At 34.2% G+C, this 26,230-nt stretch carries 22 protein-coding genes; 11 read left to right on the top strand and 11 right to left on the bottom strand.

Features of this window, described 5'->3' with window-relative positions; genetic code table 11:
- The first annotated feature begins 63 nt into the window (after nucleotides 1-63).
- On the top strand, nucleotides 64-933 hold the full coding sequence (locus BMY96_RS03300; protein WP_092849055.1) for a 3-keto-disaccharide hydrolase: 870 nt from the start codon (nucleotides 64-66) through the stop codon (nucleotides 931-933).
- 2 nt (nucleotides 934-935) lie between these two features.
- Here BMY96_RS03300 and BMY96_RS03305 read toward each other — a convergent pair whose 3' ends face one another.
- Nucleotides 936-1,592: a metal-dependent transcriptional regulator gene (locus BMY96_RS03305; RefSeq protein WP_092849057.1), complete on the bottom strand. Its 657-nt coding sequence runs from the start codon at nucleotides 1,590-1,592 to the stop codon at nucleotides 936-938.
- 98 nt (nucleotides 1,593-1,690) lie between these two features.
- On the opposite strand from BMY96_RS03305, the gene BMY96_RS03310 reads away from it, so the two are divergent.
- The 7 genes from BMY96_RS03310 to BMY96_RS03340 all read left to right on the top strand — a co-directional run bounded on the left by BMY96_RS03310 (nucleotide 1,691) and on the right by BMY96_RS03340 (nucleotide 9,580).
- The gene (locus tag BMY96_RS03310) at nucleotides 1,691-3,937 is read left to right on the top strand and encodes a TonB-dependent receptor (protein ID WP_092849059.1); all 2,247 of its coding nucleotides are present in this window, start codon (nucleotides 1,691-1,693) and stop codon (nucleotides 3,935-3,937) included.
- Between the two features lie 51 nt (nucleotides 3,938-3,988).
- A complete protein-coding gene (locus BMY96_RS03315; protein WP_092849062.1) occupies nucleotides 3,989-4,894 on the top strand; it encodes a metal ABC transporter solute-binding protein, Zn/Mn family in 906 nt (301 codons plus the stop codon).
- Nucleotides 4,895-5,265: 371 nt separating this feature from the next.
- Complete coding sequence (locus tag BMY96_RS03320) at nucleotides 5,266-6,039, top strand: metal ABC transporter ATP-binding protein (protein WP_092849064.1); 774 nt, start codon at nucleotides 5,266-5,268, stop codon at nucleotides 6,037-6,039.
- Between the two features lie 205 nt (nucleotides 6,040-6,244).
- Entirely contained in the window at nucleotides 6,245-7,372 is a 1,128-nt protein-coding gene (locus tag BMY96_RS03325; protein WP_092849067.1) for a metal ABC transporter permease, read from the top strand.
- The gene (locus BMY96_RS03330) at nucleotides 7,365-8,525 is read left to right on the top strand and encodes a metal ABC transporter permease (protein WP_092849069.1); all 1,161 of its coding nucleotides are present in this window, start codon (nucleotides 7,365-7,367) and stop codon (nucleotides 8,523-8,525) included. Before BMY96_RS03325 ends, BMY96_RS03330 begins: the two co-directional genes overlap by 8 nt.
- An 11-nt stretch (nucleotides 8,526-8,536) precedes the next feature.
- Nucleotides 8,537-9,214: a YiiX/YebB-like N1pC/P60 family cysteine hydrolase gene (locus BMY96_RS03335; RefSeq protein WP_092849072.1), complete on the top strand. Its 678-nt coding sequence runs from the start codon at nucleotides 8,537-8,539 to the stop codon at nucleotides 9,212-9,214.
- Nucleotides 9,215-9,220: 6 nt separating this feature from the next.
- Entirely contained in the window at nucleotides 9,221-9,580 is a 360-nt protein-coding gene (locus BMY96_RS03340; RefSeq protein ID WP_092849074.1) for a YraN family protein, read from the top strand.
- 2 nt (nucleotides 9,581-9,582) lie between these two features.
- On the opposite strand, the gene BMY96_RS03345 is transcribed toward BMY96_RS03340, so the two are convergent.
- The gene (locus BMY96_RS03345) at nucleotides 9,583-10,917 is read right to left on the bottom strand and encodes a TlpA family protein disulfide reductase (protein WP_092849076.1); all 1,335 of its coding nucleotides are present in this window, start codon (nucleotides 10,915-10,917) and stop codon (nucleotides 9,583-9,585) included.
- Nucleotides 10,918-10,952: 35 nt separating this feature from the next.
- Complete coding sequence (mfd, locus tag BMY96_RS03350) at nucleotides 10,953-14,300, bottom strand: transcription-repair coupling factor (RefSeq protein WP_092849079.1); 3,348 nt, start codon at nucleotides 14,298-14,300, stop codon at nucleotides 10,953-10,955.
- A 312-nt stretch (nucleotides 14,301-14,612) separates the two neighbouring features.
- On the opposite strand from mfd, the gene BMY96_RS03355 reads away from it, so the two are divergent.
- The 3 genes from BMY96_RS03355 to BMY96_RS03370 all read left to right on the top strand — a co-directional run bounded on the left by BMY96_RS03355 (nucleotide 14,613) and on the right by BMY96_RS03370 (nucleotide 18,278).
- Nucleotides 14,613-15,044 carry a tellurite resistance TerB family protein gene (locus BMY96_RS03355; protein WP_092849081.1) on the top strand — a complete coding sequence of 144 codons (432 nt, stop codon included), beginning with the start codon at nucleotides 14,613-14,615 and terminating at the stop codon, nucleotides 15,042-15,044.
- A gap of 441 nt (nucleotides 15,045-15,485) precedes the next feature.
- Complete coding sequence (locus BMY96_RS03360; protein ID WP_139205206.1) at nucleotides 15,486-17,261, top strand: hypothetical protein; 1,776 nt, start codon at nucleotides 15,486-15,488, stop codon at nucleotides 17,259-17,261.
- Nucleotides 17,262-17,783: 522 nt separating this feature from the next.
- Entirely contained in the window at nucleotides 17,784-18,278 is a 495-nt protein-coding gene (locus BMY96_RS03370) for a hypothetical protein (protein ID WP_139205207.1), read from the top strand.
- A gap of 42 nt (nucleotides 18,279-18,320) precedes the next feature.
- On the opposite strand, the gene BMY96_RS03375 is transcribed toward BMY96_RS03370, so the two are convergent.
- The 8 genes from BMY96_RS03375 to BMY96_RS03410 form a co-directional block, all read right to left on the bottom strand.
- Nucleotides 18,321-20,438, bottom strand: coding sequence for a Tex family protein (locus tag BMY96_RS03375; RefSeq protein WP_092849092.1), 2,118 nt, complete (start codon nucleotides 20,436-20,438; stop codon nucleotides 18,321-18,323).
- A 733-nt stretch (nucleotides 20,439-21,171) separates the two neighbouring features.
- Entirely contained in the window at nucleotides 21,172-21,690 is a 519-nt protein-coding gene (locus tag BMY96_RS03380) for a ferritin (protein WP_092849095.1), read from the bottom strand.
- Nucleotides 21,691-21,806: 116 nt separating this feature from the next.
- Nucleotides 21,807-22,193 carry a cupredoxin domain-containing protein gene (locus tag BMY96_RS03385; RefSeq protein WP_092849097.1) on the bottom strand — a complete coding sequence of 129 codons (387 nt, stop codon included), beginning with the start codon at nucleotides 22,191-22,193 and terminating at the stop codon, nucleotides 21,807-21,809.
- An 85-nt stretch (nucleotides 22,194-22,278) separates the two neighbouring features.
- A complete protein-coding gene (locus tag BMY96_RS03390; protein WP_092849100.1) occupies nucleotides 22,279-22,824 on the bottom strand; it encodes a carboxymuconolactone decarboxylase family protein in 546 nt (181 codons plus the stop codon).
- A gap of 598 nt (nucleotides 22,825-23,422) precedes the next feature.
- Complete coding sequence (locus BMY96_RS03395) at nucleotides 23,423-24,265, bottom strand: helix-turn-helix domain-containing protein (protein ID WP_092849102.1); 843 nt, start codon at nucleotides 24,263-24,265, stop codon at nucleotides 23,423-23,425.
- Nucleotides 24,266-24,367: 102 nt separating this feature from the next.
- Nucleotides 24,368-25,072: a YiaD family glycine zipper/OmpA-like lipoprotein gene (locus BMY96_RS03400; RefSeq protein ID WP_092849105.1), complete on the bottom strand. Its 705-nt coding sequence runs from the start codon at nucleotides 25,070-25,072 to the stop codon at nucleotides 24,368-24,370.
- Between the two features lie 57 nt (nucleotides 25,073-25,129).
- Entirely contained in the window at nucleotides 25,130-25,600 is a 471-nt protein-coding gene (locus BMY96_RS03405; protein WP_092849857.1) for a lipocalin family protein, read from the bottom strand.
- A gap of 149 nt (nucleotides 25,601-25,749) precedes the next feature.
- Nucleotides 25,750-26,217, bottom strand: coding sequence for a hypothetical protein (locus BMY96_RS03410; RefSeq protein WP_092849107.1), 468 nt, complete (start codon nucleotides 26,215-26,217; stop codon nucleotides 25,750-25,752).
- Between the last annotated feature and the right edge of the window lie 13 nt (nucleotides 26,218-26,230).

The raw sequence follows: 26,230 nt of genomic DNA on the forward strand, positions 1-26,230 counted from the left end.
CCCTCTGCATATTTACACTTTTTATTGTTTCTTTATGTTCTTACAAACAAACTTAAATAACCAATGAGAAAATCACTTTTACTTTCAATAATTACATTCGTATTATTTTCAATAAGCACCAAAGCTCAAAAAAGAGGACAAACAATTACTTTATTTGATGAAGACTTAAGTCTTTTTGAGAAATGGAATGGCGTACCACACAAAACTATTCAAGGCCTGCCAGAAGGCACTTATCAATCAGACAATGTGCATAAAGGAACAGCCTTAGGCCTAAATAACGACCTAAAAAATGTTTTCACAATTATTAAAGAAAACAATGAGCCTGTGTTAAAAATTACAGGCGAAATTTATGGCGGCTTAACCACTATAGCATCTTACAAAAATTATCATTTAAGCATCTATTTTAAATGGGGCGATAAAAAATGGGAACCAAGACTAGAAGATCTTAGAGATTCTGGTATTTTATATCATGCCCACGGCGAACACGGAAGCTTTTGGAATACTTGGAAAGCAAGTTTAGAATATCAAGTACAAGAAACCGACTTAGGCGATTTTATTCCCCTTGGTGGCACAACAGGACAACCTAAAGTTGAAATTAGAGGTACTCAAGCAACACCAAGAAATAAATACAATCCTAACTCTAACGTATATTTAGAAAAAATAGGCTATACAAGCGCCTCCAAAGAGCTAGACATGCCTCATGGCGAATGGAATCATTTAGAAATTTACGTAGTTGGCAACGATGCTGTTCATCTTGTAAATGGCGAAATTGTTATGGTTATAGAAAATGCTACAAAAAAAGATGGCAGTATTTTAGACCAAGGACAAATACAATTACAATCTGAAGCTGCCGAATGCTACTACAAACAATTCACTTTAACAGGTATTAAAAAATTTCCTAAAAAAATAAAAAAACAGGTTAAGTTTAAATAAATTTAAGACAACTTAATAAATAAATTATTCGCAATAAGGTTTGAAATAATAAGCAAATTATTATTTACATTTATAGTTACCGAATTATCAAAAGCTTCCTTATGCATAACAGTTAACTTAGTACCTAAGGCAATTTCATTCTTATCTAAGTATTTTAAAAATTCAGAAGAAGAATCTTTAACACCTACACAAATACAGGTATCGTAAATTTGTGCTTGAGATAGTAATATTTTATCAATACTCTTTATTTTACCTGTTTCGTCTGGAATAGGATCTCCATGTGGGTCGTGCGTAGGATACTCCAAAAAAGCGTCTAACTGTTTAATTAATTTTTCAGATTTAATATGCTCTAATTGCTCTGCAACTTCATGAATTTCATCCCAAGAAAAATTAAGTTTTTCAACTAAAAAAACCTCCCAAAGGCGATGCTTTCTAACAATACCAACGGCTATATGCTTACCTTGTTTGGTTAAAGCCACACCTTGGTACTTTTTATAATCAACATAGCCTTTCTCCGATAATTTTTTTACCATATCGGTAACAGAAGACGCCTTAGTTTCCATAGCTTTAGCTAGCGCATTTGTACTTACATTGTTTTCACCTTGCTTTGCTAAATGATATATTTCCTTTATATAGTTTTCCTCTGTTAACGTAACCATTAAATTATTTTTTAGATAACACAAATATAATTAAAATAATGTTTTAAAAATATTTTTAGTCTAGTCTAAAAATATTTTTATATTTACAAAAAAATAATATGAAACATAAAATACAGTTATTTATTTTCCTAATAAATATTTCAGTTACAGCACAAACCATAACAGGCAAAATAACCACCAATAATACCAACCTTCCTTTTGTAAATATTTACCTTAAAGGAACCCAAAAAGGAGCGGTATCTAAAGAAAACGGAACTTATACTATTTTAAATGTAAAACCAGGAAAATACACTTTAGTAGCCTCTTTTACAGGTTACCAAACTCAGAAAAAAAACATAACTATAGAAAAAAACAATTTGATTGTAAATTTAGATTTACCAGAGTCTGAACTATTAGATCAAATTACTATTACAGGTACGCTAAAAGCAGTAAAAAGATTAGAAAGCCCTGTACCAGTTGAAGTATACTCTCCAACATTTTTTAAAAAAAATCCAACACCAAACATTTTTGACGCCTTACAGAATGTTAATGGCGTTAGGCCGCAATTAAATTGTAATGTTTGTAACACTGGCGACATTCATATAAACGGTCTAGAAGGTCCTTATACTTTAGTTCTTATTGATGGTATGCCAATAGTTAGTGGGCTATCTACAGTTTACGGTTTATCAGGCATACCCAATTCATTAATCGAGCAAGTAGAAGTTGTAAAAGGTCCAGCATCATCACTTTACGGTAGTGAAGCCGTTGGAGGTCTCATTAACATTATCACAAAATTACCCGAACATGCTCCACTATTTTCATTAGATAACTATGTAAGTGGTTGGGGAGAAGCTAATTTTGATGTAGGATTTAAATCTCGGGTTGGAAAAAAAGCCAATGTGTTGGTTGGAGCTAACTACTTTAAATATTCCAATGCCATAGACAACAATAACGATAATTTTACAGATGTTACCCTGCAGGATCGTATTTCTGTATTTCAAAAATGGAATTTTAAACGACAAAATCATCGTCTTTTTTCAATAGCAGGTCGATATTTTTACGAAGATAGATGGGGTGGCGAAATGCAATGGAATAAAACCTTTAGAGGCGGAAACCAAGTGTATGGAGAAAGTATTTATACCAAACGTTACGAACTTATAGGAAACTACCAGTTACCTATTTCAGAAAAAGTTAATTTTCAGTTTTCATACTCAGACCACGACCAGAATTCGGTATACGGAGATACTAGATACTTAGCCCAACAACGTATAGGGTTCGGACAATTAACTTGGGATAAAAAACTAAAAAACAACGATTTACTATTTGGCATAGCAGCACGATATAATTATTATAACGACAACACCACTGCCACCATAAATCCAGACCAAATTACCATACCTTCAGTATTTGTACAAGACGAAATTAAACTTTCAAACAAAAGTAACCTACTCCTTGGAGCTAGATACGATTACGACAAAAGACACGGCTCTATCTTTACCCCTCGATTAGCCTATAGATTTAAACCAACAGAAAACGACATTATTAGGCTAAATGCCGGAACAGGTTTTAGAGTTGTAAATCTATTTACCGAAGATCATGCGGCACTTACAGGGGCTAGAGACGTTATTATTAATGGCACGTTACGCCCAGAACAATCATACAACATCAATCTAAATTATCTTAAAAAGCTATATACCAAAGGCGGTCAAATTTTCACCTTCGACGCTTCGGCATGGTACACCTATTTTACAAATGCCATACTACCAGATTACGACACTAATCCTAATCAAATTATATACGCCAATTTAAATGGAAACTCTGTATCTAAAGGCTTTAGTTTAAATATAGACACTAATATAGATGCAGGCCTAAAGGCTTCAATAGGTGCTACAATTCAAGAAGTATCACAAACCAACAACGGTATTAAAACCCAACAAATATTAACCGAAAAATTTACCGGAGTATGGTCACTAACCTATAAAAATTTTCCAACTAATTTAACCATAGACTACACCGGCAATATTTACGGTCCTATGCGGTTACCCTTAATAAGTGACCTAGATCCACGCAGCGAATACTCGCCAACCTGGAGCATTCAAAACATTCAATTAACCTACACCAGTAAAGCCAACTTAGAGTTTTATGGCGGCGTAAAAAATCTATTAAACTGGACACCAAACCAAGGAAATCCTTTTATAATAGCTAGAGCAAACGACCCATTCGATAAAAACGTAGAATTCAACGCGCAAGGCAACGTAATACCAACAGCACAAAACCCTTATGCACTAACCTTCGACCCGTCGTATGTTTACGCCCCAAACCAAGGTAGACGATTATTTTTTGGTTTAAGGTATACTTTAAACTAAATTTAACCCATTAAAACGCACAAAAAGAGCAGCTAAACAACCCAGAAAGGAATGAAAAAAATAATATTAATATGCCTAACAACTATAATAATTACAAGTTGTAAAAACGAAAAACAAACCAACGGAAAACTTAACGTCGTTACCACCACCTCCATGATAACCGATTTGGTTAAAAACATAGGCGGCCAACACATTAACCTACAAGGCTTAATGGGCAGTGGCGTAGACCCACATTTATATAAAGCAAGCGAAGGCGATGTCACCAAACTCTCCAGCGCCGATATTATTTTTTACAACGGCCTACACCTAGAAGGCAAATTGGTGGAAGTTTTCGAGAAAATGAAAAACATAAAAACCATTGCCATTAGCGATGCTATAGACAAAAACACCCTAATAGGCTCAGAGTATTTTGCCTCCAATTACGATCCACACATTTGGTTTAACGTCGATTATTGGATACAAGCCACAACCTTTGTAACCCAAAAACTTAGCGAAGCCATCCCAGAGCACAAGGACGCTTTTCAAACCAATGGCGCTAACTACATAAAACAATTAGAAAGCCTAAAAGCAAAATTAACCGCCAAAATAGAAACACTTCCAAAAGAACAACGTATTTTAGTAACAGCACACGATGCCTTTAACTATTTCGGAAAATCTTTTGGCTTCGAAGTCGTTGGTTTGCAAGGCATATCAACAGCCACCGAAGCCGGAGTGCAAGACGTTCAAAAACTATCAAGCTTCATTATAGAAAAGAAAGTGAAGTCCATTTTTATTGAAAGTTCGGTACCAAAACGCACCATCGAAGCCCTTCAAGCAGCCGTAAACTCAAAAGGTCACAATGTAACCATTGGCGGCTCTTTGTACTCCGATGCTTTAGGAAATTCCGGAACCATAGAAGGCACATATATAGGCATGTTCGAGTATAATGTAAACACCATAATAAATGCATTAAAGTAATTTTATTCGAAGCTATTTCCTGCTATACGCTATATCTTTTTTTGCCATATATGGCAGCAAAAAAAGGATGCCGCTTCTATCAGGGCTAAATCATCAGCCAAGGCCGGTTTAAAATTAACCATTTGAAGAGTACAAAATAGAGCATAGAAAATTTAAAAAAAAATAAAAAATAAAAGAAAGTCAACACCCAAGTTTCGACACAGTCGAAATCATCAATCTGCAGAAATAAAGAGCGAAGGCATGGCGTCGCAAAGCGCAGCTTTAAGCGCGAAATTCCGAGAGCGAATGGTGCTTTAGCAATTTCCTCAGATTGATATGATTTTTTGGTTCGTTTTGCATCAAGGCAAAATGAACATCTAAAAAAACAGAATATGGCGCAATCATCAGAAACAAACAAAAACGAAACATCTGTAGGTGCAATAGCCGTAAAAGTAGACGACCTCACCGTAGCCTACAACTACAAACCCGTACTTTGGGATATCGATTTAGAAATCCCAGAAGGCGTACTTATGGCCATTGTAGGACCAAACGGCGCCGGAAAATCAACATTAATTAAGTCTATTTTAGGCATATTAAAACCCATAGCCGGAAGTGTCGAAATTTTTGGCAAGCCCTACGAAAAACAACGCCAAATTGTAGCCTACGTGCCACAAAAAGGAAGTGTAGATTGGGATTTCCCAACAACAGCCTTAGACGTTGTAACCATGGGAACTTACGGAAGTTTAGGCTGGATAAAACGCCCAGGACAAAAAGAAAAAAAAGCAGCTTTAGAAGCGCTTGAAAAAGTGGGCATGCTACCCTTTAAAAACCGACAAATAAGTCAGCTTTCTGGTGGTCAACAGCAGCGTATATTTTTAGCACGAGCCTTAGTACAAAACGCTTCTATTTATTTTATGGACGAACCCTTTCAAGGTGTCGATGCCACAACCGAAATAGCAATAATCAATATTTTAAAAGAATTACGAAAAGCCGGAAAAACGGTAATTGTAGTCCATCACGATTTACAAACCGTACCAGAGTATTTCGATTGGGTAACCTTTTTAAACGTAAAAAAAATAGCCACAGGACCTGTTAAAGATATTTTTAACGACGATAACTTAACAAAAACCTATGGTATAAATTATAAAGTGAGTATACAGGAGTAAACAGCCCCCTAACCCCCAAAAGGGGAACTCAAATCTCTCCTGCAAGGTTTCAAAAACCTTGTAGGTATAAAATTAAATACAAAATAAGCAATCAATAACAATAAACAGTACTTACTCGATTGCATAAAAACAGAAACTAATTCCTTTCTAAAATAGGAAAGGTGGATTATAAAAAAAGGAAGCCATTCCTGCTTTTGCAAAAATTATGGATATAACAGAATACATAAAACTAGTTTTTACAGACTACACCCTAAGAACAATTACCTTAGGCACCGCCATTTTGGGAGCCGTTACAGGTATGCTAGGTAGTTTTGCTGTACTGCGTAAACAAAGTCTTTTAGGCGATGCTATTTCTCACGCCGCCTTACCAGGTATTGCCATTGCTTTTTTAATTACAGGCGCAAAAGACAGCAATGTGCTATTATTAGGCGCATTAGTTAGCGGACTCATTGGCACATTCTGGATAAAAGGCATTATTAGTAAAACCCATTTAAAGTCAGATACCGCATTAGGCTTAATTCTCTCGCTCTTTTTTGGTTTTGGTATGCTTTTACTCACCTTCATTCAAAAACAACCTAACGCAAACCAAGCAGGCTTAGATAAATACTTGTTCGGTCAAGCCGCCACGTTAGTAGAAAGCGACGTTTGGCTAATGGCGATTGTTACAGGTGCCTGTTTATTTGTTTTATTACTATTCTGGAAAGAATTTAAAATCCTGCTTTTCGATGCCGATTACACCAAAACACTTGGCTTTAACACCAAATTTATCGATGTTTTAATAACCACATTCATTGTTTTAGCCATCGTTTTAGGCTTACAAACTGTAGGCGTAGTTTTAATGAGCGCCATGTTGCTCGCTCCTGCTGCCGCTGCAAGACAATGGACCAATAGTTTAAGTGTTATGGTTTTTCTAGCAGCAATATTTGGAGCATTTTCAGGCGTGTTCGGTACCGCAATTAGCGCCAGCCAAAACAATCTTTCTACCGGACCTGTTATTGTTCTGGTTGCGGGTATTTTTGTATTAGTATCCTTTATTTTTTCGCCCAATCGTGGCTTATTATTCAAACAATTACGTTTTATAAAAAACCGTCGCGATTTAGAATTGCAAAAAACCCTTTCCTTCATGTTTCATATAGCAGAAACACACGAAAATATTTCGCATCCGCATACCATAAAAATTTTAAATAATTTTCAAGGTTTCACAAAAGGCACTCTTCAAAAATTAGTAGAAAAAAACTATGTAAAACTGGATGGCACCATGTGGAGTTTAACGGACGAAGGCTTTAAAACAGCATCAAATTTGTATAACCAACAAACGAGTAACAATGAGTAATGCGCAAATAGAAATACAGCTAATTGCAAGTTTGGTTGCCATAGCTTGTGCCATACCAGGAACCTTTTTGGTATTACGAAAAATGGCCATGATTAGCGATGCTATTAGCCATTCCATTTTACCCGGAATTGTTATTGGATTTTTTATTACTCAAGATTTAAACTCACCTTTACTTATTTTACTTGCTGCTTTAACCGGAATTATTACCGTAGTTTTGGTCGAATACATTCAAAAAACAGGCTTGGTAAAAGAAGATACCGCTATTGGGTTAGTGTTTCCTATTCTGTTTAGTATTGGTGTAATAATGATAGCAAAAAATGCTAACGATGTGCATCTCGATGTTGATGCCGTTTTACTAGGCGAACTCGCTTTTGCTCCTTTTGATAGGCTTATTATTGCAGGATTAGATGTTGGCCCTAAATCCCTTTGGATTATTGGCAGTATTTTAATAATAACCATTGGCTTACTATTGGCCTTTTTTAAAGAATTAAAAGTAAGCACCTTTGATGCTGGCTTATCAGCGGCATTAGGGTTCTCACCAGCTGTTATACATTATGGATTAATGACAGTTTCGTCTGTTACCACAGTTGGCGCATTCGATGCTGTTGGTGCCATACTAGTAGTTGCCTTAATGATTGCCCCTGCAGCAACAGCATATTTACTAACAAACGAATTAAAACGCATGCTTATCTACGCCATTTGTTTTGGCGTATTTAGCGCTATTGCAGGATATTGGTTAGCACATGTGCTCGATGCATCTATTGCAGGATCTATAACCACCATGTTAGGACTACTATTTTTGGTTGTATATCTATTTGCACCAAGAAAAGGGATTATTGCAGTGATGTATCGCGAAAAGCAACAACGTACAGAGGTCTCTTTATTAACCTTTTTATTGCATTTAAAAAACCATTCCGAAGAGCGCGAGCGCCATGTTAATCACCTTAACGAGCATATAAATTGGCAAAAAGTACGCTCTAAAACAGTTTTAGATTTAGCATTAAAAAATAACATGATTCAGTTTGATAAAAATATTGTGTCCCTAACCGAAAAAGGCGAACAATTTACATCTCAAGCTATCGATTATATTATTACAAATCAAGATAATAAGATTGAACACATGAAAGATGATTTCTTTTTGTTTAGAGGCTAATATTACTATAAATGACACATACCAAACCAAAACTTATTTACTTTCTTTTTAGTGTAATTCTTCTTTTTACAAGTTGTAAAAACGCTAACAAAAGCATAGATTTTGAATTGCAAGACGGCGATTTACTTTTTCAAGATACAGGAACAGACGCCATTGATAATGCTATAAAATCGGTTACAGCAACGGCATTTGCAAAAAACTATTCTCATGTTGGAATAGCGATGCAAACCCAAGGCAATTGGTTTGTTTTAGAAGCTATTCCTGAAAAAGGCATTACCAAAACACCTATTCAAGATTTTTTAAACCGAAATAAAAATGACCAAAATAAATCTAGAACTACAGTGGCTAGACTGGATGAAAATTATGGCCAATATATTCCGAAAGCCATCGAATATGGACTAAAACGATTAGGCTTACCTTACGACAAGGTTTTTTTATGGGACGATACCAGTTACTATTGCTCTGAATTGGTTTACAAAATGTTTTCTTACCAGGATTTAAAAAACAACCCTACACCATTCAAGAATCAACCTATGACTTTTAAAGACAGTACAGGTAAAACGGCTACTGGATGGATTGACTATTACAAGCAACTTAACCAACCTATTCCAGAAGGCGATATAGGCACCAACCCTAACCTTATGGCTGGAAGTCCGCATGTAACATTCATTCATGATTACTCTAAATAGTTACTCATGGCACAGCACAACGAACTTGGTAAAAAAGGCGAACAATTAGCAGTAGATTTTCTTCTGAAAAACAACTACGCCATTATGGAACGCAACTACCGATTTGATAAAGCTGAAGTAGATATTATTGCTCAAAAAAAGGATATTTTAGCCATTATAGAAGTAAAAACACGCTCGACTACCGATTTTGGAAATCCGCAAGACTTTGTAAAACCCAAACAAATTAAGCGTTTAGTAAAGGCGGTTGACGAATATGTTACCGTAAACGATTTAGATGTTGAAGTTCGGTTTGATATTATTGCTATTGTAAAAGAAGGTAAAGGCTATAATATTGAGCATTTAGAAAATGCTTTTTACCATTTTTAAAACTACTCTTCCCCTACCTCAAAATATTCTTTTAGAACCTCGAAATCTAAAGGTTTAGCAGTAATTTTTTTGTCCTTATCTAATACAAAATATGTTGGCGTTGAAGATACGCCGTAGGCATTACCTATTTTGTTATCCCATTTTCCTTTTCCATAAACATGAATAAACTCCGGATAATCATAAGTTAAATTTTTCCAACCATAAGGCTCGTCTTCCAAACCTATGGCAACCACTTTTACTTTGTTTTTTTGGAAGGTATTTACAAACTTTTGCAATTGTGGTATCTCATCTAAACAATGAGAACAGGTACTACTCCAAAAAACGACAATGTAATTTTCGGCACCTTTTAAATCGGTTAGTTTTTTAGTTATAACCTTGCCCTTTTCTTCTATTTCAATATTAAAATTAGGCGCTACAGTACCTTTCGAAAGGTTTTTATATAAAATTAAATCTTTTAATAATTGCTGGTCATTCAATTTAACAGCAACATCCATTAAATAGTTTTCACTTATATAGTTAGCCACAGCTTCTTCTCTTAAATCGGCCATTTGTTGCCACAAATCAAATAACAAAATACGTTGTACTTCTTTTGGAGCCGTTTTCATATGACCGAAAACGACATCGATATTTTCTTTGTAATTTTCAACCTCATCTTTAGTATCAGAAGACATTCCAAACACATAATTAAGCATGCGTTCTTCTAAAAAACTAGAACTTTGAAGCACTGGATTATTAAAATCTACATAATCAAAATAGTGCGCTTTTAAATTAGCAATATAGGTTTCAACAGGCTCGATAGTTTCTGGCACATAAGGTTTATTAGCTTTTATAAACGCTAATGCTCTTGTACCTTGTGCTGCTTTCTCGAAATTCTCTTGCGTTTCCTTTTGCGTTTTAAATATGGCTTTTAAAGCCTTTTTATCTTCGCTCTCCTGACTAAAATAATTACCTATACTTTGGGTAACCATAGACATGCTATTGGTGTAAGCTGCTAATAATTTGTTTTCGGTAGATTTAATAAACTCAACCCCAGTTTCAGAATTAAACGTTAGTTCGATATCTTCTTTTCCGTTGTAAATAATATCAAAATTATAATCTTCTTGAGGCACTGCATATACCAAACGGTAAGTGCCTTTAGTTTTTGTAGAATCTAACTTAAACTCAAAACTTCCATCTTCCTTAATTTCCGCATTGGTAACATAATCCGATATGGTTGGATTTACTTTATACAACAAGGCAAAATTATAATCTTTTGCAGGTGTAAATTTACCTTTAATAGTATGTTGTGCTATTAATAAACCTGGAAGTAGTAGTGTTAAAAGTAATAAGCGTTTCATTTATGTAATATTATTTTCTAATTAAAAATCAATAATTAAGCCACAATTGACTTTAAGGCTTCTAAAGCTTGTTTAATAGTTTTAATAGCATCAAAACTTAGCATTAATCGTAAACCATTTCTAGTTTGCTTCTCTTTCATTTTACAAGCCCCAGGATTTTTTTGTACAAACTGTAAGACTTTAGTAAAATTAGGACTCTGATAAAAACTACTTTGCTGGTCGTTAATAAAATACCCTATTAACCTGCCTTTTTTCATGATAACTTTTTCGAATCCTATTTTAGTAGCTAACCACTTTATTTGGACACTATTTAATAAATCGGTCACTTGTTTTGGTAAAGCTCCAAAACGGTCGATTAATTCCTTTTCAAAGGTATGCAATTCTTCTTCGGTTTTCAGGTTGTTTAGCTGGGTATATAAACTTAATCGTTCGGCAATATTATTAACGTAACTATCTGGAAATAGAAGCTCAAAATCAGTATCGATGGTTACATCTTTTACATACACTTTATCGGCTTCATCTTCATCATACAAATCTTTAAATTCGGTTTCCTTAAGCTCGTCGATAGCTTCGTTTAGAATTTTTTGATACGTATCAAACCCAATTTCGTTAATAAATCCACTTTGCTCACCACCTAATAAATCGCCAGCACCACGGATTTCTATATCTTTCATGGCAATATTAAAACCACTCCCTAACTCGGTAAATTGCTCTAGTGCTGTTATTCGTTTTCTAGCATCATCAGTCATTGCAGAATATTCTGGAGTAATAAAATAACAGAATGCTTTTTTGTTGCTTCTACCAACACGACCACGCATTTGGTGTAAATCGCTTAACCCAAAATTATTGGCGTTATTTATAAAAATAGTATTCGCATTAGGAACATCTAACCCGCTTTCTACTATGGTTGTACTCACTAAAACATCGAACTCGCCATCCATAAAAGCCAGCATAAGTTGCTCTAGTTTTTTGCCATCCATTTGGCCATGGCCTATACCAATTTTTGCGTCTGGAACTAAACGCTGAATTAATCCGGCAACTTCTTTAATATTTTCAATACGGTTATGTATAAAATAAATTTGTCCGCCACGTTCTATCTCATAACTTACCGCATCCCTAATAGTCTCTTCGCTAAAACGAATAACATGACTTTCTATTGGGTATCGATTTGGTGGAGCGGTTGTAATAACCGACATATCGCGAGCCGCCATTAAACTAAACTGTAAAGTTCTAGGAATTGGTGTTGCGGTTAGCGTTAACACATCGACATTTTCCTTTATGGTTTTAAGTTTTTCTTTTACAGCAACGCCAAATTTTTGCTCTTCATCGACAATTAAAAGCCCTAAATCTTTAAACTTTACGTTTTTATTTACCAGTTGATGCGTACCGATAATAATATCGACTTTTCCTTGCTCTAAACGCTCTAATGTTTCTCGTTTTTCTTTGGCCGTTCTAAAGCGGTTAACATAATCGACAGTAACCGGAAAATCCTTTAAACGCTTAGCAAACGATCTAGAATGTTGATACGCCAAAATAGTAGTTGGTACCAAAACTGCAACTTGTTTGCCATTATCGACAGCCTTAAATGCTGCACGAATAGCCACTTCGGTTTTACCAAAACCTACATCACCACAAATTAAGCGATCCATAGGGCGTTCGCTTTCCATATCGGCTTTAATATCTGCGGTTGCAGTACTTTGGTCTGGTGTGTCTTCATAAATAAAAGAAGCTTCCAGCTCGTGTTGCATGTAGCTATCTGGATTGTATTGAAAGCCTTTTTCGGTTTTACGTTTAGCGTATAGTTTTATTAAATTAAAAGCTACATGTTTTACACGCGCTTTAGTTTTTTGCTTTAAGGTTTTCCATGCATTACTTCCTAATTTATAAACTTTAGGCGGCTTACCATCTTTACCATTAAACTTGGTAATTTTATGCAAGGAATGAATACTTAAATACAGTACATCGCGTTCGCCATAAACCAATTTAATAGCTTCCTGCTTTTTACCTTCAACATCTATTTTTTGAAGCCCACCAAAACGCCCTATACCATGATCGATATGCGTTACATAATCGCCAATATCTAGATTTGTAAGCTCTTTTAATGTAATGGCTTGCTTTTTAGCATAACCGTTTTTAAGCTGAAATTTATGATAACGCTCGAAAATTTGATGATCGGTATAGCAAACTATCTTACTATCATGATCTATAAACCCTTGATGCAGCGATAAAATTATGGTGTTATAAGGCGCAACTTCTAGATTAGAATCGTCGAAAATATCATGAAAACGTTTGGCTTGTTGTTCGCTAACACAGGCAATATAATTAGTGTACCCTTTATTATGATTAGCGTTTAAATCTTCAATAAGTAAATTGAATTGCTTGTTAAATGCGGGTTGTGGCGTGGTATCGAATACAATTTGATTACTTAAATCCTTAGAAAAAACATTTTGCGTACCAAACTCTATAATAGAAAAATCGAGTAATTGCTTTTTTAATAGCGTGGCATTACAGAATAACTCTTGGGGTTTAGCATGTTTTATTTCGCCGGAGAGTTTATTATACGCCACTTCGGCCTTTTCAAAAAACTCATCGATTCTAGAAAATAGTAAATCGGCATTTTTTAAACAGATTACTGTTTTTTGGGCAATGTATTTTAAGAAACTCTGTCGGGATTCCTCAAGAAGCTTATTAGCCACGTTAGGAATGATGTTGATTTTTTTAATTTGCTCGATGGATAATTGCGTTTCCACATCGAAAGTTCGAATACTATCTACCTCATCGCCAAAAAACTCAATTCTATATGGCACATCGTTAGAAAATGAAAATACATCTACAATACCGCCACGTACTGAAAACTCACCAGGTTCGGTTACAAAATCGACACGTTTAAACTTGTACTCGAATAGCATTTCATTTACAAAGTCGATTGATAAACTATCATTTACACCAACCTTTAAGGTATGGCGTTCCAACTCTTTTCTAGTTACTACCTGCTCGAAAAGGGCATCGGGATAGGTTACAATTACGGCTGGTTTTTTTTGCGAATTTATCCGGTTTAAAACCTCGGCACGTAATAGTACATTGGCATTGTCGGTTTCTTCTATTTCGTAAGGCCTGCGGTAACTACCCGGATAAAACAACACATCTTTAGTACTTAATAACTGCTCTAAATCGTTTAGATAGTGCGCAGCTTCTTCTTTGTCGTTAAAAACCAATAAAAATGGTTTGTCGGCTGCTTTAAAAATGCTAGAAATAACAAAAGAAAAAGACGACCCTACAAGCCCTTTAATATGTGTTTTAGACCCAGTTTGGGCCATAGTAGTTTGCAGATTTTGCGTTTGCAAAGCCTGTAAATAGGTTTGAGAGATACTCGTTTTACTCACCTAATTTTGTTTTGAAGTGCAAATATACGGTTTAGAATTATTTTTTAGTGGATTTGCCATGATTGAACCCTGTTAAAAATAATTGTGATGCCAAATAAATAGTTGTACACCCGAGTTAGGGATTGCACTGAAAAGCCCACATCGGAGGAACGTAGCGAGGACTTGTAAGGAAAAGCCCGACCGCCTGTGCTGAGCGCAGGCGAAGGATGTGGTAACCTGCTAGTAGGCAGGCAGGCACCCAAAAAAGTAAACTTTCAATTCAAAATATTAAAAAAAATATGTAGGTTTGCACCACTAAATAAAAAAAATATTATGTCGTTTTCAGATTTATTTGACAGTGGTTTTAAGAAGCGTAATGAGAGTCATTTTGCATCGATAGTTCGAGTTGCCATGGCCGATGGTGTTATTACACCAGAAGAACAAGCCTTTTTAGACCGTTTGGCGCAACGTTTAGAAATTGGCGAAGGCGATTACAAAACTATTTTAAAAAATTACAATTCGCACGCCATTAACCCGCCTGCGTCTTACGACTTACGTTTAGAGCGTTTGTACGATTTGGTACGTATGGTACATGTAGATAATATTAAAGGAGACCCTGAGCACTTGCTTTTAAATAAAATTGCTGTAGGTCTTGGTTTTCATGCTGTAAATGTAAAATACATTATAGACAAAGCGTTAACGTTAGTAAGTAATGGTACAGATTTAGACAATTTTATTGATCAAATTAAAAATATGAATAGATAATATATTTAAAATATATTTAAAAAAGCGCTCCAATTAGAGCGCTTTTTTTTGCCTCAGTTTTTCGACTTTTTAATTAAAAACGATAAAAAACAGAAATTTTAACACATACAATTTTGTAGGAAATCTAAAACTAATCTTATTTTTTTGTACATTTACCTGTATCGTAATAATATAATTTTTCACCTTTCCCTAAGAGTTTTTTTGTCATAATCTGTTTTTAAAGCATCCCTTTTTCAAGGATTTTATGACGCATAGCAATTTTATAACCACTTAATTTATGTGCTATGAAAGTGACTCGTAATTCGACATTAATTTCAATATTAAAACGGCTAGTAAAACCTTCTAAGGTCACCGATTCCGTTTATAATTTAGCGCCTTATATCCGCGAGAAATCTATTATTGCCTTTAATTTTATTAACCCACATTTTAAATAATAATATTATGAGTAATAAACCTTTTCATTTAGGCATAACCATGGCAGGTGCTGTATCTGCTGGGGCATATACGGCGGGATTTATAGATTATCTTTTTGAAATTTTAGAAAAATGGGAAGAACAAAAATCTGTGATTAGAAAAAAAATAAGTAACAACCAGGTATTAACGCCCTACGAAAAGCAAATTCCGCTACACGATGTTTCTATTGAAGCACTTGGTGGCGCATCGGCAGGCGGAATGGTTGGCATGATAACAGCACTTTCTACATTTTCGAAAACACCGCCAGTAAAATTACCTACCAATCTTAAAACAGGTAATATTTTATATGATAGTTGGGTACTTTTGGATGACGACGATAAGGTAAAGACCTTCGAAAAAATGTTGAACACCGAAGATTTAGATTCTAGTGATGATATACCGTCACTATTAAACTCTAAGCCTATAGATCGTATTGCAGACAAGGTTTTTAACGAATTAGTATCTGAAGTACAAAAAAGAGAAAGACCACGTTATATTTCTGAAGATTTAAGAATTATACTTACGCTTTGCAGCTTACGTGGTGTGCCTTTTGAGTTTAAGTTTGGAAACGTATCGTCGGCCAATTTTCCGTACACACCCGGACACCGCATGAGTGAGCATATGATAATTGCTCATTTTAAAATGAAATATGATGAGGTAGCCGATAAGGATGTTTATTTAAAATTCGACCCATACAACGAAGCCTCTAAAGCTTTACTTAAACTATGCACCAAAGCTACTGGCGCGTTCCCAATTGGTTTAGCGCCAAGACATTTTAAAGACCAATTAACCACAACCTATTTAAAAAACTGTATTTTAAGAAATCTTGAAATAGACGAAAAAGATAAATCTGTAATTGACATAAAAATAAACGACGATTATTTTGATTTTACCGATGTTGATGGCGGCACTATTAACAACGAACCATACTCTGAGGTTGTTCAAGTTTTAGAAAGCATAATACCTAATTACGACCCTAAACTACCTATGTTTGGAACCATTATGGTAGACCCATTCCCTAATTTTTATAACCAAGATGAACCTGGTGGCGTAGAAGATATTTTCTCGCCAACACTATTTCAAAAGGGTATTTGGAGCGTTATCCCTAAACTTTACACCACGCTTAGAGAGCAAGTAAGCGTAAAACATAGCGGATCGTTTTATAAAGATTATTTGCGCCTTTTAGTGTTTCCTGTAAAATGGGAGCATCTCGGAGTTTTAAAAAACCATCCGCCTATTTCTTGTGCGTCTTTAGGCGGTTTTGGTGGCTTTTTAGACATAGAATTTAGAAAGCATGATTTCTTTTTAGGCCGAAATAATGCACGTAATTTTTTTAGAGCCTACTTTATGCTGGAATACGACAAAAACAATTTACACCCATTGTTTGAAGGTTTAAGTGACGATGCCTTAGCTATATTTAAACGCAAAGCCACTAACGATAGTGGTACAGAAGCCACCTACTTCCCTATTATTCCAGATTTAAATTTTATAGAAGATAAAGAAAACGGAAATACAAATCCATTTTCGTATACCATTGATGAGTTTCCAAAATTGGCACCCAACTATTTTAATACTATTGAACCTGCCTTAAAAAATAGAATTAACAACATTCTTACCTCGGAAATTAATAAACGATTTAAAGAAAAATGGCTAATACGAAATGCACTAAAGTTAGTAAAGGGCCTTATTACTAAACGTCTTACTAAAAGCACCATAACCATCATGAAAAAAGATTTTAAAAACAGAAGCATGCTAGCCGAATAAACTCATAGTTTTTTCTGAAAAAATTTATAATATCCTTAACAGATAAACTTTTACCTTTGGGGTATTAATTAAAAATAGTACCGTGTTTAGGTTCAACCAATTCGTTTTAACGCTTGTTATAGGTCTGTCAACTTTCTTTTTTACAGAAAGCCAAAATAACTACGCCGAAAAAACACCAGTAACCCAGCATAAGGTACTTAAAAGCACCGCCTTAAATAACCAAGGCATTATTGTAAACTCGTATCTAGATTTTACAGTAAATTCCTTTAAAGAGGACCAATTCTCATTTTTTAAAAAATTATATTTAAAAAATAAGATTTGTAAAGAGCAGCAAGAAAATTACTTGGTGTATCAAAAAGCATGTAAACTTATTAGTATTAGCTTACCAATAAGGCAAATTATTTTCCCACACCATTCATTTACGTAAACGCCATTTGTTTTATTAAAACTTTGGCAACACTAAACTTATATTTTAGGCTTGGGGTTGATTTATTATACATTAAATCAAAAAAATTTACAACAATGAAAATATCATTCACATTACTAGCTATACTAGTAACTTTAAGCGTTATCATTCCTTTTTTAATATTTGTTTTAAAAGGCTTAAATACGAGTATTAAAAAAGAAGTAGAAACAATAACAAAACAAAATAATTTAAAATACGGTTATAAAGAAGTTTGGAATAACAAGTTTATTGGTATTACTGAAGATAACACCATACTTACCTTCATTCATTTAAAAGCTGAAGATAAACAGCATGAAAACGTAGCATTATCGGAAATTAAAAACTGCGAATTGGTTACCAATTACAAATCGGATAAAAACAAAATGAACCAATTAATTCGATTAGACTTAAAATTAACTTATAAATTGGTTAATAAAAAAGATTTGGTTATTAATTTTTTCGACACCGATGAGATGTACATGGAAAATTACGAAATGAACAGAGTTAAAAACTGGAAAGACTTAATTTCTAACAAACTACAGCACCCCGAAGCTTTAAAAAAAGCATCATAAATTCTCTTAATAAAAGCATTAATCTAACACAGGTTAATGCTTTTAATTATGTAATTTTAATTGAATACGCTTTCGCGGAACATCAACCTCTAGCACTTTTACTATAATTTGTTGATGCAAACTAACATGTTCATTTACGTCTTTAACAAAACTATCTGATAGGTTTGAAACATGAATAAGTCCGCTTTCCTTAATTCCCACATCTACAAAACAGCCAAAATTGGTAATATTATTAACAATACCAGGTAGCAACTGCCCTTCGCGTAAATCGGTTATGGTTTTTATGTTTTGATTAAATGTAAACACCTTAGCCTGTTCACGAATATCTAATCCTGGTTTTTCAAGCTCTTTTATAATATCTTCGAGCGTTAGTAAGCCAACAGAATCTGTGCAATATGGTTTTAAATTTATGTTTTGAAGCGTTTCTTTATTGCCAATTAAATCTTGAACAGACTTCCCTAAATCCTTCGCCATTTTTGTAACTAACCCATAACTTTCTGGGTGTACAGCAGAATCGTCTAACGGATTTTCAGCACCCTTAATTCGCAAAAAGGCAGCACCTTGCTCGAAAGCTTTCCCGCCTAAACGCGGTACTTTTTTAATATCATTTCTTGAGGTAAATACACCATGTTCATTTCGGTAATTAAAAATATTTTCGGCTAGTTTTGGTCCAATTCCAGATACCGAACTTAACAACGGTTTACTTGCTGTGTTAATATTTACACCAACAGCGTTTACACAGTTTTCTACAACAACATCCAATTGTTTTTGAAGCTTAGTTTGATCTACATCGTGTTGATATTGCCCAACGCCTATGGATTTGGCATCGATTTTAACCAATTCGGCTAATGGATCTTGCAAACGGCGCCCAATAGAAACCGATCCACGAACCGTAACATCGTAATCTGGAAATTCCTCTCTTGCTATTTTTGATGCCGAATAAATACTGGCTCCTGCTTCGCTAACTACAAACACTTGTACATCGTTTTTAAAATGTACTTTTCTAATTAAAGCTTCGGTTTCTCGCGATGCGGTTCCGTTTCCAATAGCTATGGCTTCAATTTTATAGGCATCGCAAAGCGAACTTATTTTTTTCATGGCACCAACACTATCGCTTTTTGGTGGATGCGGATATATAGTTTCGTTGTATTTTAATTGTCCTTGTGCATCTAAACACACTACTTTACAGCCCGTTCTAAATCCAGGATCGATAGCCAAAACACGTTTTTCGCCTAATGGCGAGCCTAACAACAGCTGTTTTAAGTTTTTAGCAAATACACTTATAGCAGACTCATCGGCTTTATCTTTAGCAATTTGAAGCGCTTCATTACTTAACGATGGTAACAACAAGCGTTTATAAGCATCTTTTATAGCGGCTTCTATTTCTTCCGCGCAAGCGTTATTACTTTTAATAATACGGCGCTCGATATTATCTAAAGCACGATCGTTGTCAATTTCTATTTTTACCCGAATAAAACCTTCTTTTTCGGCTCGTAAAATGGCTAAAAGGCGGTGCGAAGGAATTCGGCTTAAATTTTCTTCCCAATCGAAGTAATCTCTGAATTTCTGAGCGTTTTCATCGTTGGCTTTTGTTTTTATCACTTTCGTGGAAATCATAGCGAAACGCTCTAACTGTCGGCGTATGTTATTACGAATATCGGTACGCTCGTTAATCCATTCGGCAATAATATGTCGTGCGCCTTCTAGAGCATCTTCAACCGATGCCACATCTCCTTTTACGTATTTAAAGGCAATAGACTCCACATGGTTTGCATTTTGGCTCATAATAATTTTGGCCAAAGGCTCTAAACCTAGCTGTCGTGCTTTTTCCGCTTTAGTTTTTCGGCTTTTTTTATAGGGTAAGTATAAATCTTCTAGCGTTACTAAATCTTGAGTAGCTTCAATTTTAAGTTTTAATTCGGGCGTTAAAACGTCTTGCTCCTCTAAAGCTTTTAAAATGGCTTTTTTACGCTTTTCTAAAGCTTCAAATTGCTCTTTATATTTAACAATATTTCCAATTTGAACTTCATCTAAATTTCCTGTGCGTTCTTTTCTATATCTTGATATAAACGGAATAGTACAATCTTCATTTAATAATGCGATGGTGTTTTTTACCGATCGCTCTGGCAGTTGGGTTTGGGCAATTATATATTTTATCATCCTTATGTCAAGCTATAAATTTAAATTGTAATACTTTAAAAAAATCAATGTTCGTGATAACACTTTACATCCAAATTAGACCTAAAAAGTTTTAAAAACCTCGCAGAATTAAAGTATCTGCTATAGTTTATTTTACTAATTAAGGCTGTAAATTTTAGCCAAATCTAAAAAATTTAAAGGTATTACAATACGCGATTAGCCCTTAAAAGAATTTGTTATTTTATTAGACCTAATAAAATTACCAATGTTATAGGCAACTGAAGCTCTATGGGTTTTCGCGATTGTAATGCTTGCAAGACATATGGCCTTCTGGATATGCTATCTAAACCCTTTACAGATAAGAAGTTGTTTTTGGGAGCCCGAAAGCTAAATGATATAAAATGAAGAAAAGAAGCGTGGTTAAGGCATTTTTAACCGTATTTGGTTATACCAAAAACAGGTACAAAAACAATGTATGTCCTCCTATTAAAAAAGAACATTGAAAGCTTTAAAATTAAGCTACTTTTTTAAGTAAATCGAAACACGGGCATTTTTTACAACGCTTGTTTTCTCCTTTTTTAAATTTTTTACAGCAACTTGTTTTTACTTTTTCAGGAAGTTCTATTCCTAATTTTTGTAATTTTTTAATTGCCTTTTGTTTCTTTTTTTTCCCCACGACAGAATCTACTATTCTAATAATGAGGGCAAAAATAAGTTATTTTAATTAAATCTAAATAAGCTTAAATGTTAAAATTTACTCAGGAATATTAGAAGCAGCCGTTGTAACTGTTAAATTTTCAATATCTCTATCAAATAAATACAGTCCGCCTTTATCGTCGCCAATCATATTTATTTTATCTAAAATGGTTCTGGCTACGGCTTCTTCTTCTATTTGTTCGGCAACGTACCACTGCAAGAAATTATGGGTTGCATAATCTTTTTCTTGAAGACTAATGTGCACCAATTCGTTAATACTTTCTGATACAAACACTTCGTGTTCATATAATTTTTCGAACATCTCTTTAAATGACTTAAAGGTAACATTAGGCGCTGCCAATTCTGAAATTTTTGCGTGCCCGCCACGTTCGTTTACAAACTTTACAAGTTTTAACATGTGTTCGCGCTCTTCATCAGACTGTGCATACATAAAGTTTGCAACACCTTCTAGACCTTTAACTTCTGCCCAACATGCCATAGCTAAATAAATTTGAGACGATTCTGCCTCTATTTTTATTTGATTATTTAATGCGTTTTCTATAGTTTTTGATAACATAATTTTTCGTGTTTATGTAAAGTTACACATTTACTTTGTGGCTTTCAAAATACTACAACAAAAAAAGGTTATTCTTTTTAAAGAATAACCTTTTTTGCTATTAATAATACTAAACTCTATTGAACAGTCAACGTATATTGTGGTGTTGGGTTTAATGGGCAGAAATATACATATTCTCCGGCCTCTAATGTTGTTGGGTTAGATTTCTCTGTTTTACCTTTGGCTACTGCTGCTGTAACATAAGCCGTTTTAATATGATTTTCTGGCTTGCTAGCATCGTCTCCTTTTTTAACTAATACTAAACCTACTTTTTCGGCTGCATTATTATTTGAAATTTCAAAAACATAAGTTCCTGGACTAACAGTTAAACCTTTTTCGGTAAATTCACCTGGTGTTTGCTCTAAAGCAATAGTTTTTACTGCTTTATCCATCATTTTGTCTTGTGCATTTGAGTTGAATGTAAATGCTAATACGATTGCTAAAATTGATACTACTTTTTTCATGTTTTAATTGTTTTGTTTACGCTAATGCGATTGATTGTTAATTATTTAATTTATTTGATACTCGACTTAAAATTTTAATTGTTTTTTAAACTGTTTCTTCTAGAGGTTCAGCTACCGGAAAATCTACAGGAACTTGTGTTGTACTATGAATGTAGTTAGATATAGTTTTATCGCCTACTAAGGAAATAGCATCAATCAAATTTCCTTTTGTATACCCTGCACTAAAGAAGTTTTCTAAAACATTATCATCTGTTTTCCCTCTATTTTCTGTAACATTTTTTGCTAATTTTGCTAGGGCATCTAATTTAGTATCGAAAGATGCACGACCTGCTCTTAACTCTAAAATTTGTGCTTCTGTAAAGCCATTCATTTTTCCAACCATTGTGTGGGCAGACAAACAGTAAATACAGTTATTTACTTGACTTACTGCTAGGTTAACAACCTCTTTTTCTTTTGCAGACAGCGATGTTTTTGCATTGGTAAAATTTAAATAATTTTCTAATGCGGTATCGCTATTAGCGTAAGTTGCAAATAAGTTTGGTACAAAACCTAAAGTGTTTTTTAAATTATCGAAAATAGCTTGGTTATTTTCACTTACTTGATCTCTTGTTGGTACATTAAATGCGCTCATAATTTTATATTTTATTTTTAAAATTGTTATTTATTTTTGTTGATACAAAGGTAGTGCTGTTATAAAGTGCCTACCATGTAAAGACTTCCTTTTTACTTGTCTATTTTTCCTTTTTAAACTTAAGGTCAAAATAATTAGGCGATATGCGGTCTTTCGGCATCGCAATAAAAATCTGAAAGGTGATTTTGCTCACAGTGTGTTTTTGGTGAAATTGTGTGTACTATTTCTTTTCTTCTGCCTTTGAATATTTCAATTAAATTGAATATTGATATGTGTTTTAAATTCATGATGTTATTATTTTTATTGTTCGGTACAAAGGTATATTAGGAATACGTGTTACAAAATGACTAGACTGCCTTAGGACTTGTCTATTTTTCCCTAAATACCGTTTTATAATGAATTATTTGATTAAAGCAATTTTTTAGGACCGGTTATTTACAGATAATAAGAAACTTAGTTATATGATGCCTTTGGCGGATAGGAGCGCTAGGGGTTGTAGCGGCATCCTTTTTTTTGCCATATATGGAAAAAAAAAAGACCTGCCTAAGGCAGGCAGGTAGATTGAAAAGCCCGACCCTTAGTTAACTCCAAAACAAACTTAAGATGCTTTTTTAAGTTGCTTTTTGAACTCGGAAGGTGATAATTGGGTTTGCTTTTTAAACAAACGACTTAAATGCGAGGCATCTTCAAATCCAACTTCGTATGCTATTTCTTTTGCTGTTTTATCAGTGTAGATTAATAACCGCTTGGTTTCAAGTACTATACGCTCATGGATAAGTTTTAGCGGACTTGTGTTTAATTTAGCAAAGGTATTAGATAATGTTTTTGGCGATTTAAATAACTTACTGGCATAAAACGCTACGTTATGCTCGGTTTTAAAATGCGCTTCGACCAAAATATTAAACTCGCGTAATAAATCTATTTTAGCATTTGTAGCTGTTTCTACAAAGCCTTCTTTGGCCTTTAGCAATCTTGTACTTATTATAATGAAACGTGCCATAAGCATACGTAACATTTCGGCTTGAATGGTGTCTTTAGTTTCAAACTCGTCTAAAAACACATCGTGTAGTGTATTGAATTTACGGCTTTCTTCTAGATTTAATTCCATGATTGGAATGTGCACGTTTCCAAAAAACAATAAGCCGGCACAACTTACCTCTTGGTCATGGTCTTTTATGCAATAAAACTCGGGGTTAAATTGATATACCACCAAATCTTTACCAGATACAAACTGAAAATATTGCACAACGGTTAATGCTAAAATACTGTTTGGCTCGATGGTATATGGAATGCTATCTACCACAATTTGTGTTCTAGAATTAGTGGTTCTAATAAACGTATATAAGTGTGGTTGAGTGGCTTTTTTATAAGGCTCAAGCAGCTCCTCATCTCCTATTTTTAAGATGGCATTGGTTGAAAATTCTGTGAATGTTTGCATCATAAATAGTGAGTCTTTTTTTTAAGCGAAACATTACAAAAAAATATTACAAAAAAAAGGCCTAACCGTAATGGCAAGACCTCTTAAAATCAATTTGGGGATATTTTAGTTTTGAGTATCCTGCTTTGCGTCTTCAATCATTTTTTCGTTAGGCACAATGGCAACGTTTACTCTACGGTTTTTAGCACGTCCTTCGGCCGTTGCATTATCGTGCATTGGTTGGCTTTCTCCAAACCAATTGGTTGTAAACCTTGAGCTGCTTAATCCTTTTCCGGTTAAATAATTGGTTACTGCATACGCCCTGTTTTTAGATAACGTCATGTTAGACTCTTCTGAACCTACACTATCAGTATGTCCAACCACTAATATATTAGTATCTGGATATTCTTGAAATACTGCAGCTAATTTATTTAAGGTTTCTTGAGATGCGCTATTAATATTAAATTTAGCCGTATCGAAATACACACCACTAGTTTCATCGAAAGTAAGTACAATACCATCGTCTACACGTTCTACTTGAGCACCAGGAATTTCTTCTTCAATTTTTTGTGCCTGCTTATCCATTTTATTTCCAATAATAACACCTGCGCCACCGCCAATAACACCGCCAATAACCGCACCTAACTCGCCGTTACCACCTTTACCAACATTGTTACCAATAATGGCTCCTAAAAGCGCTCCGCCAGTGGCTCCTATTACGCCTCCTTTTTGTTTGTTATTTGCGTTTTGTACCGATTTACAGTTTGTAAAACTTATAGCCATCATGATGCTAAAAAGTACTATTTTTGTTTTTTTGATATATGTTTTCATATGTATTTTAATTATAATTAGATAAAATTAATTTTTAATATATGTTGCTTAATAAAATTATTGTTTAACAAAGTTCATGCTAATAACAAAAGGAGCTCCATCAACAGAAACGGTTTGCTGCCATTGCATATCGGTTTCGGATAAGGCCGTAAGATTTAATTTAAACCCTTGATTTGTTTCAGATTTACCTTTTTCGTTGGTTGGTTTTAAAAGAAAATTATACAAACCTGTTACTTCATCAACTTCGTTTATTGTAAACACAAAATTTCTGTTTCCGGTATCGCAGGCTATTCCATTAATAACGTACATGCCTGTATTGTTATTTGGTATAAAACTCCATGTACTATTTTCAAAACATTCCTTTGATGCATCATTTAAAAGCGTAACATTATAGGTTCCTGGTTTGCTGTAAGTAATGTTAGTTAAAGCCCAATCGCCTTTAATAACTTTTTTAGATGTTCTTACTGTTTTTGATGTTCCGCAAGACATTAAACATACCGTGCAGAGTATAAATAATAAGTTTTTCATATTTTTCATAAGTGTTAATTTATTTGATTTCAAAATTAATAATTAGCCATATGGTGGCTTGATGCATTCAATAAAATTATTGATGCGTTTGGTAATACATACGAGAAATATGGGTGTGTTGGTTTTATTTTTTAAGAAGAAAACAACAATTAGGCTCTATTAAATTCCCAACGTTTTTGAATCTTATTTAATTTAAGTAAAAATGGGATTAATAAAGCTAATTCTAATCTTAAAGTGATATTAAAACCGTCTTTAAAAAATGGCATAACTAACATTGAAATGACACATAAAACAATGCCAATTATAGCATCTATCTTCCCGATTTTTATAGCATTATCTTTCTCAAACCAAAGAGAAAAAGCCGATATACCTTTTAAAATACCAATTGAAATTACGAATAAACCAAATAAAGAAAATGGCTCGTTTGTTTCGAATCCATATAATGATAAATCTGGTTTTATGTTTGTAAAACCCAAAAATAAACACACCACAGATAGGACCCCGAACAACATAAATAACCAACAGAATCCTTTAACCCACCAGGGTAGCAGTTTTCTTCTTCGTTCAAAATTATCGAACGCATCGAACTCGCTTACATTTTCAATAGTTTCTTCCATAAATGCAACCTAC

It is taken from the genome of Algibacter pectinivorans (assembly GCF_900112595.1).
Taxonomy (GTDB): domain Bacteria; phylum Bacteroidota; class Bacteroidia; order Flavobacteriales; family Flavobacteriaceae; genus Algibacter_B; species Algibacter_B pectinivorans.

What these genes read in the sequence shown, in the direction of transcription:
- BMY96_RS03320 (WP_092849064.1), top strand. Translation starts at nt 5,266, where the DNA reads ATGGCGCAATCATCAGAAACAAACAAAAACGAAACATCTGTAGGTGCA.
- BMY96_RS03390 (WP_092849100.1), bottom strand. Translation starts at nt 22,824, where the DNA reads ATGAGCGCATTTAATGTACCAACAAGAGATCAAGTAAGTGAAAATAAC.
- BMY96_RS03380 (WP_092849095.1), bottom strand. Translation starts at nt 21,690, where the DNA reads ATGTTATCAAAAACTATAGAAAACGCATTAAATAATCAAATAAAAATA.
- BMY96_RS03360 (WP_139205206.1), top strand. Translation starts at nt 15,486, where the DNA reads ATGAGTAATAAACCTTTTCATTTAGGCATAACCATGGCAGGTGCTGTA.
- BMY96_RS03305 (WP_092849057.1), bottom strand. Translation starts at nt 1,592, where the DNA reads ATGGTTACGTTAACAGAGGAAAACTATATAAAGGAAATATATCATTTA.
- BMY96_RS03355 (WP_092849081.1), top strand. Translation starts at nt 14,613, where the DNA reads ATGTCGTTTTCAGATTTATTTGACAGTGGTTTTAAGAAGCGTAATGAG.
- BMY96_RS03340 (WP_092849074.1), top strand. Translation starts at nt 9,221, where the DNA reads ATGGCACAGCACAACGAACTTGGTAAAAAAGGCGAACAATTAGCAGTA.
- BMY96_RS03325 (WP_092849067.1), top strand. Translation starts at nt 6,245, where the DNA reads ATGGATATAACAGAATACATAAAACTAGTTTTTACAGACTACACCCTA.
- BMY96_RS03405 (WP_092849857.1), bottom strand. Translation starts at nt 25,600, where the DNA reads ATGAAAAACTTATTATTTATACTCTGCACGGTATGTTTAATGTCTTGC.
- BMY96_RS03310 (WP_092849059.1), top strand. Translation starts at nt 1,691, where the DNA reads ATGAAACATAAAATACAGTTATTTATTTTCCTAATAAATATTTCAGTT.
- BMY96_RS03410 (WP_092849107.1), bottom strand. Translation starts at nt 26,217, where the DNA reads ATGGAAGAAACTATTGAAAATGTAAGCGAGTTCGATGCGTTCGATAAT.
- BMY96_RS03315 (WP_092849062.1), top strand. Translation starts at nt 3,989, where the DNA reads ATGAAAAAAATAATATTAATATGCCTAACAACTATAATAATTACAAGT.
- BMY96_RS03345 (WP_092849076.1), bottom strand. Translation starts at nt 10,917, where the DNA reads ATGAAACGCTTATTACTTTTAACACTACTACTTCCAGGTTTATTAATA.
- BMY96_RS03385 (WP_092849097.1), bottom strand. Translation starts at nt 22,193, where the DNA reads ATGAAAAAAGTAGTATCAATTTTAGCAATCGTATTAGCATTTACATTC.
- BMY96_RS03300 (WP_092849055.1), top strand. Translation starts at nt 64, where the DNA reads ATGAGAAAATCACTTTTACTTTCAATAATTACATTCGTATTATTTTCA.
- BMY96_RS03395 (WP_092849102.1), bottom strand. Translation starts at nt 24,265, where the DNA reads ATGATGCAAACATTCACAGAATTTTCAACCAATGCCATCTTAAAAATA.
- BMY96_RS03330 (WP_092849069.1), top strand. Translation starts at nt 7,365, where the DNA reads ATGAGTAATGCGCAAATAGAAATACAGCTAATTGCAAGTTTGGTTGCC.
- BMY96_RS03370 (WP_139205207.1), top strand. Translation starts at nt 17,784, where the DNA reads ATGAAAATATCATTCACATTACTAGCTATACTAGTAACTTTAAGCGTT.
- BMY96_RS03375 (WP_092849092.1), bottom strand. Translation starts at nt 20,438, where the DNA reads ATGATAAAATATATAATTGCCCAAACCCAACTGCCAGAGCGATCGGTA.
- BMY96_RS03335 (WP_092849072.1), top strand. Translation starts at nt 8,537, where the DNA reads ATGACACATACCAAACCAAAACTTATTTACTTTCTTTTTAGTGTAATT.
- BMY96_RS03400 (WP_092849105.1), bottom strand. Translation starts at nt 25,072, where the DNA reads ATGAAAACATATATCAAAAAAACAAAAATAGTACTTTTTAGCATCATG.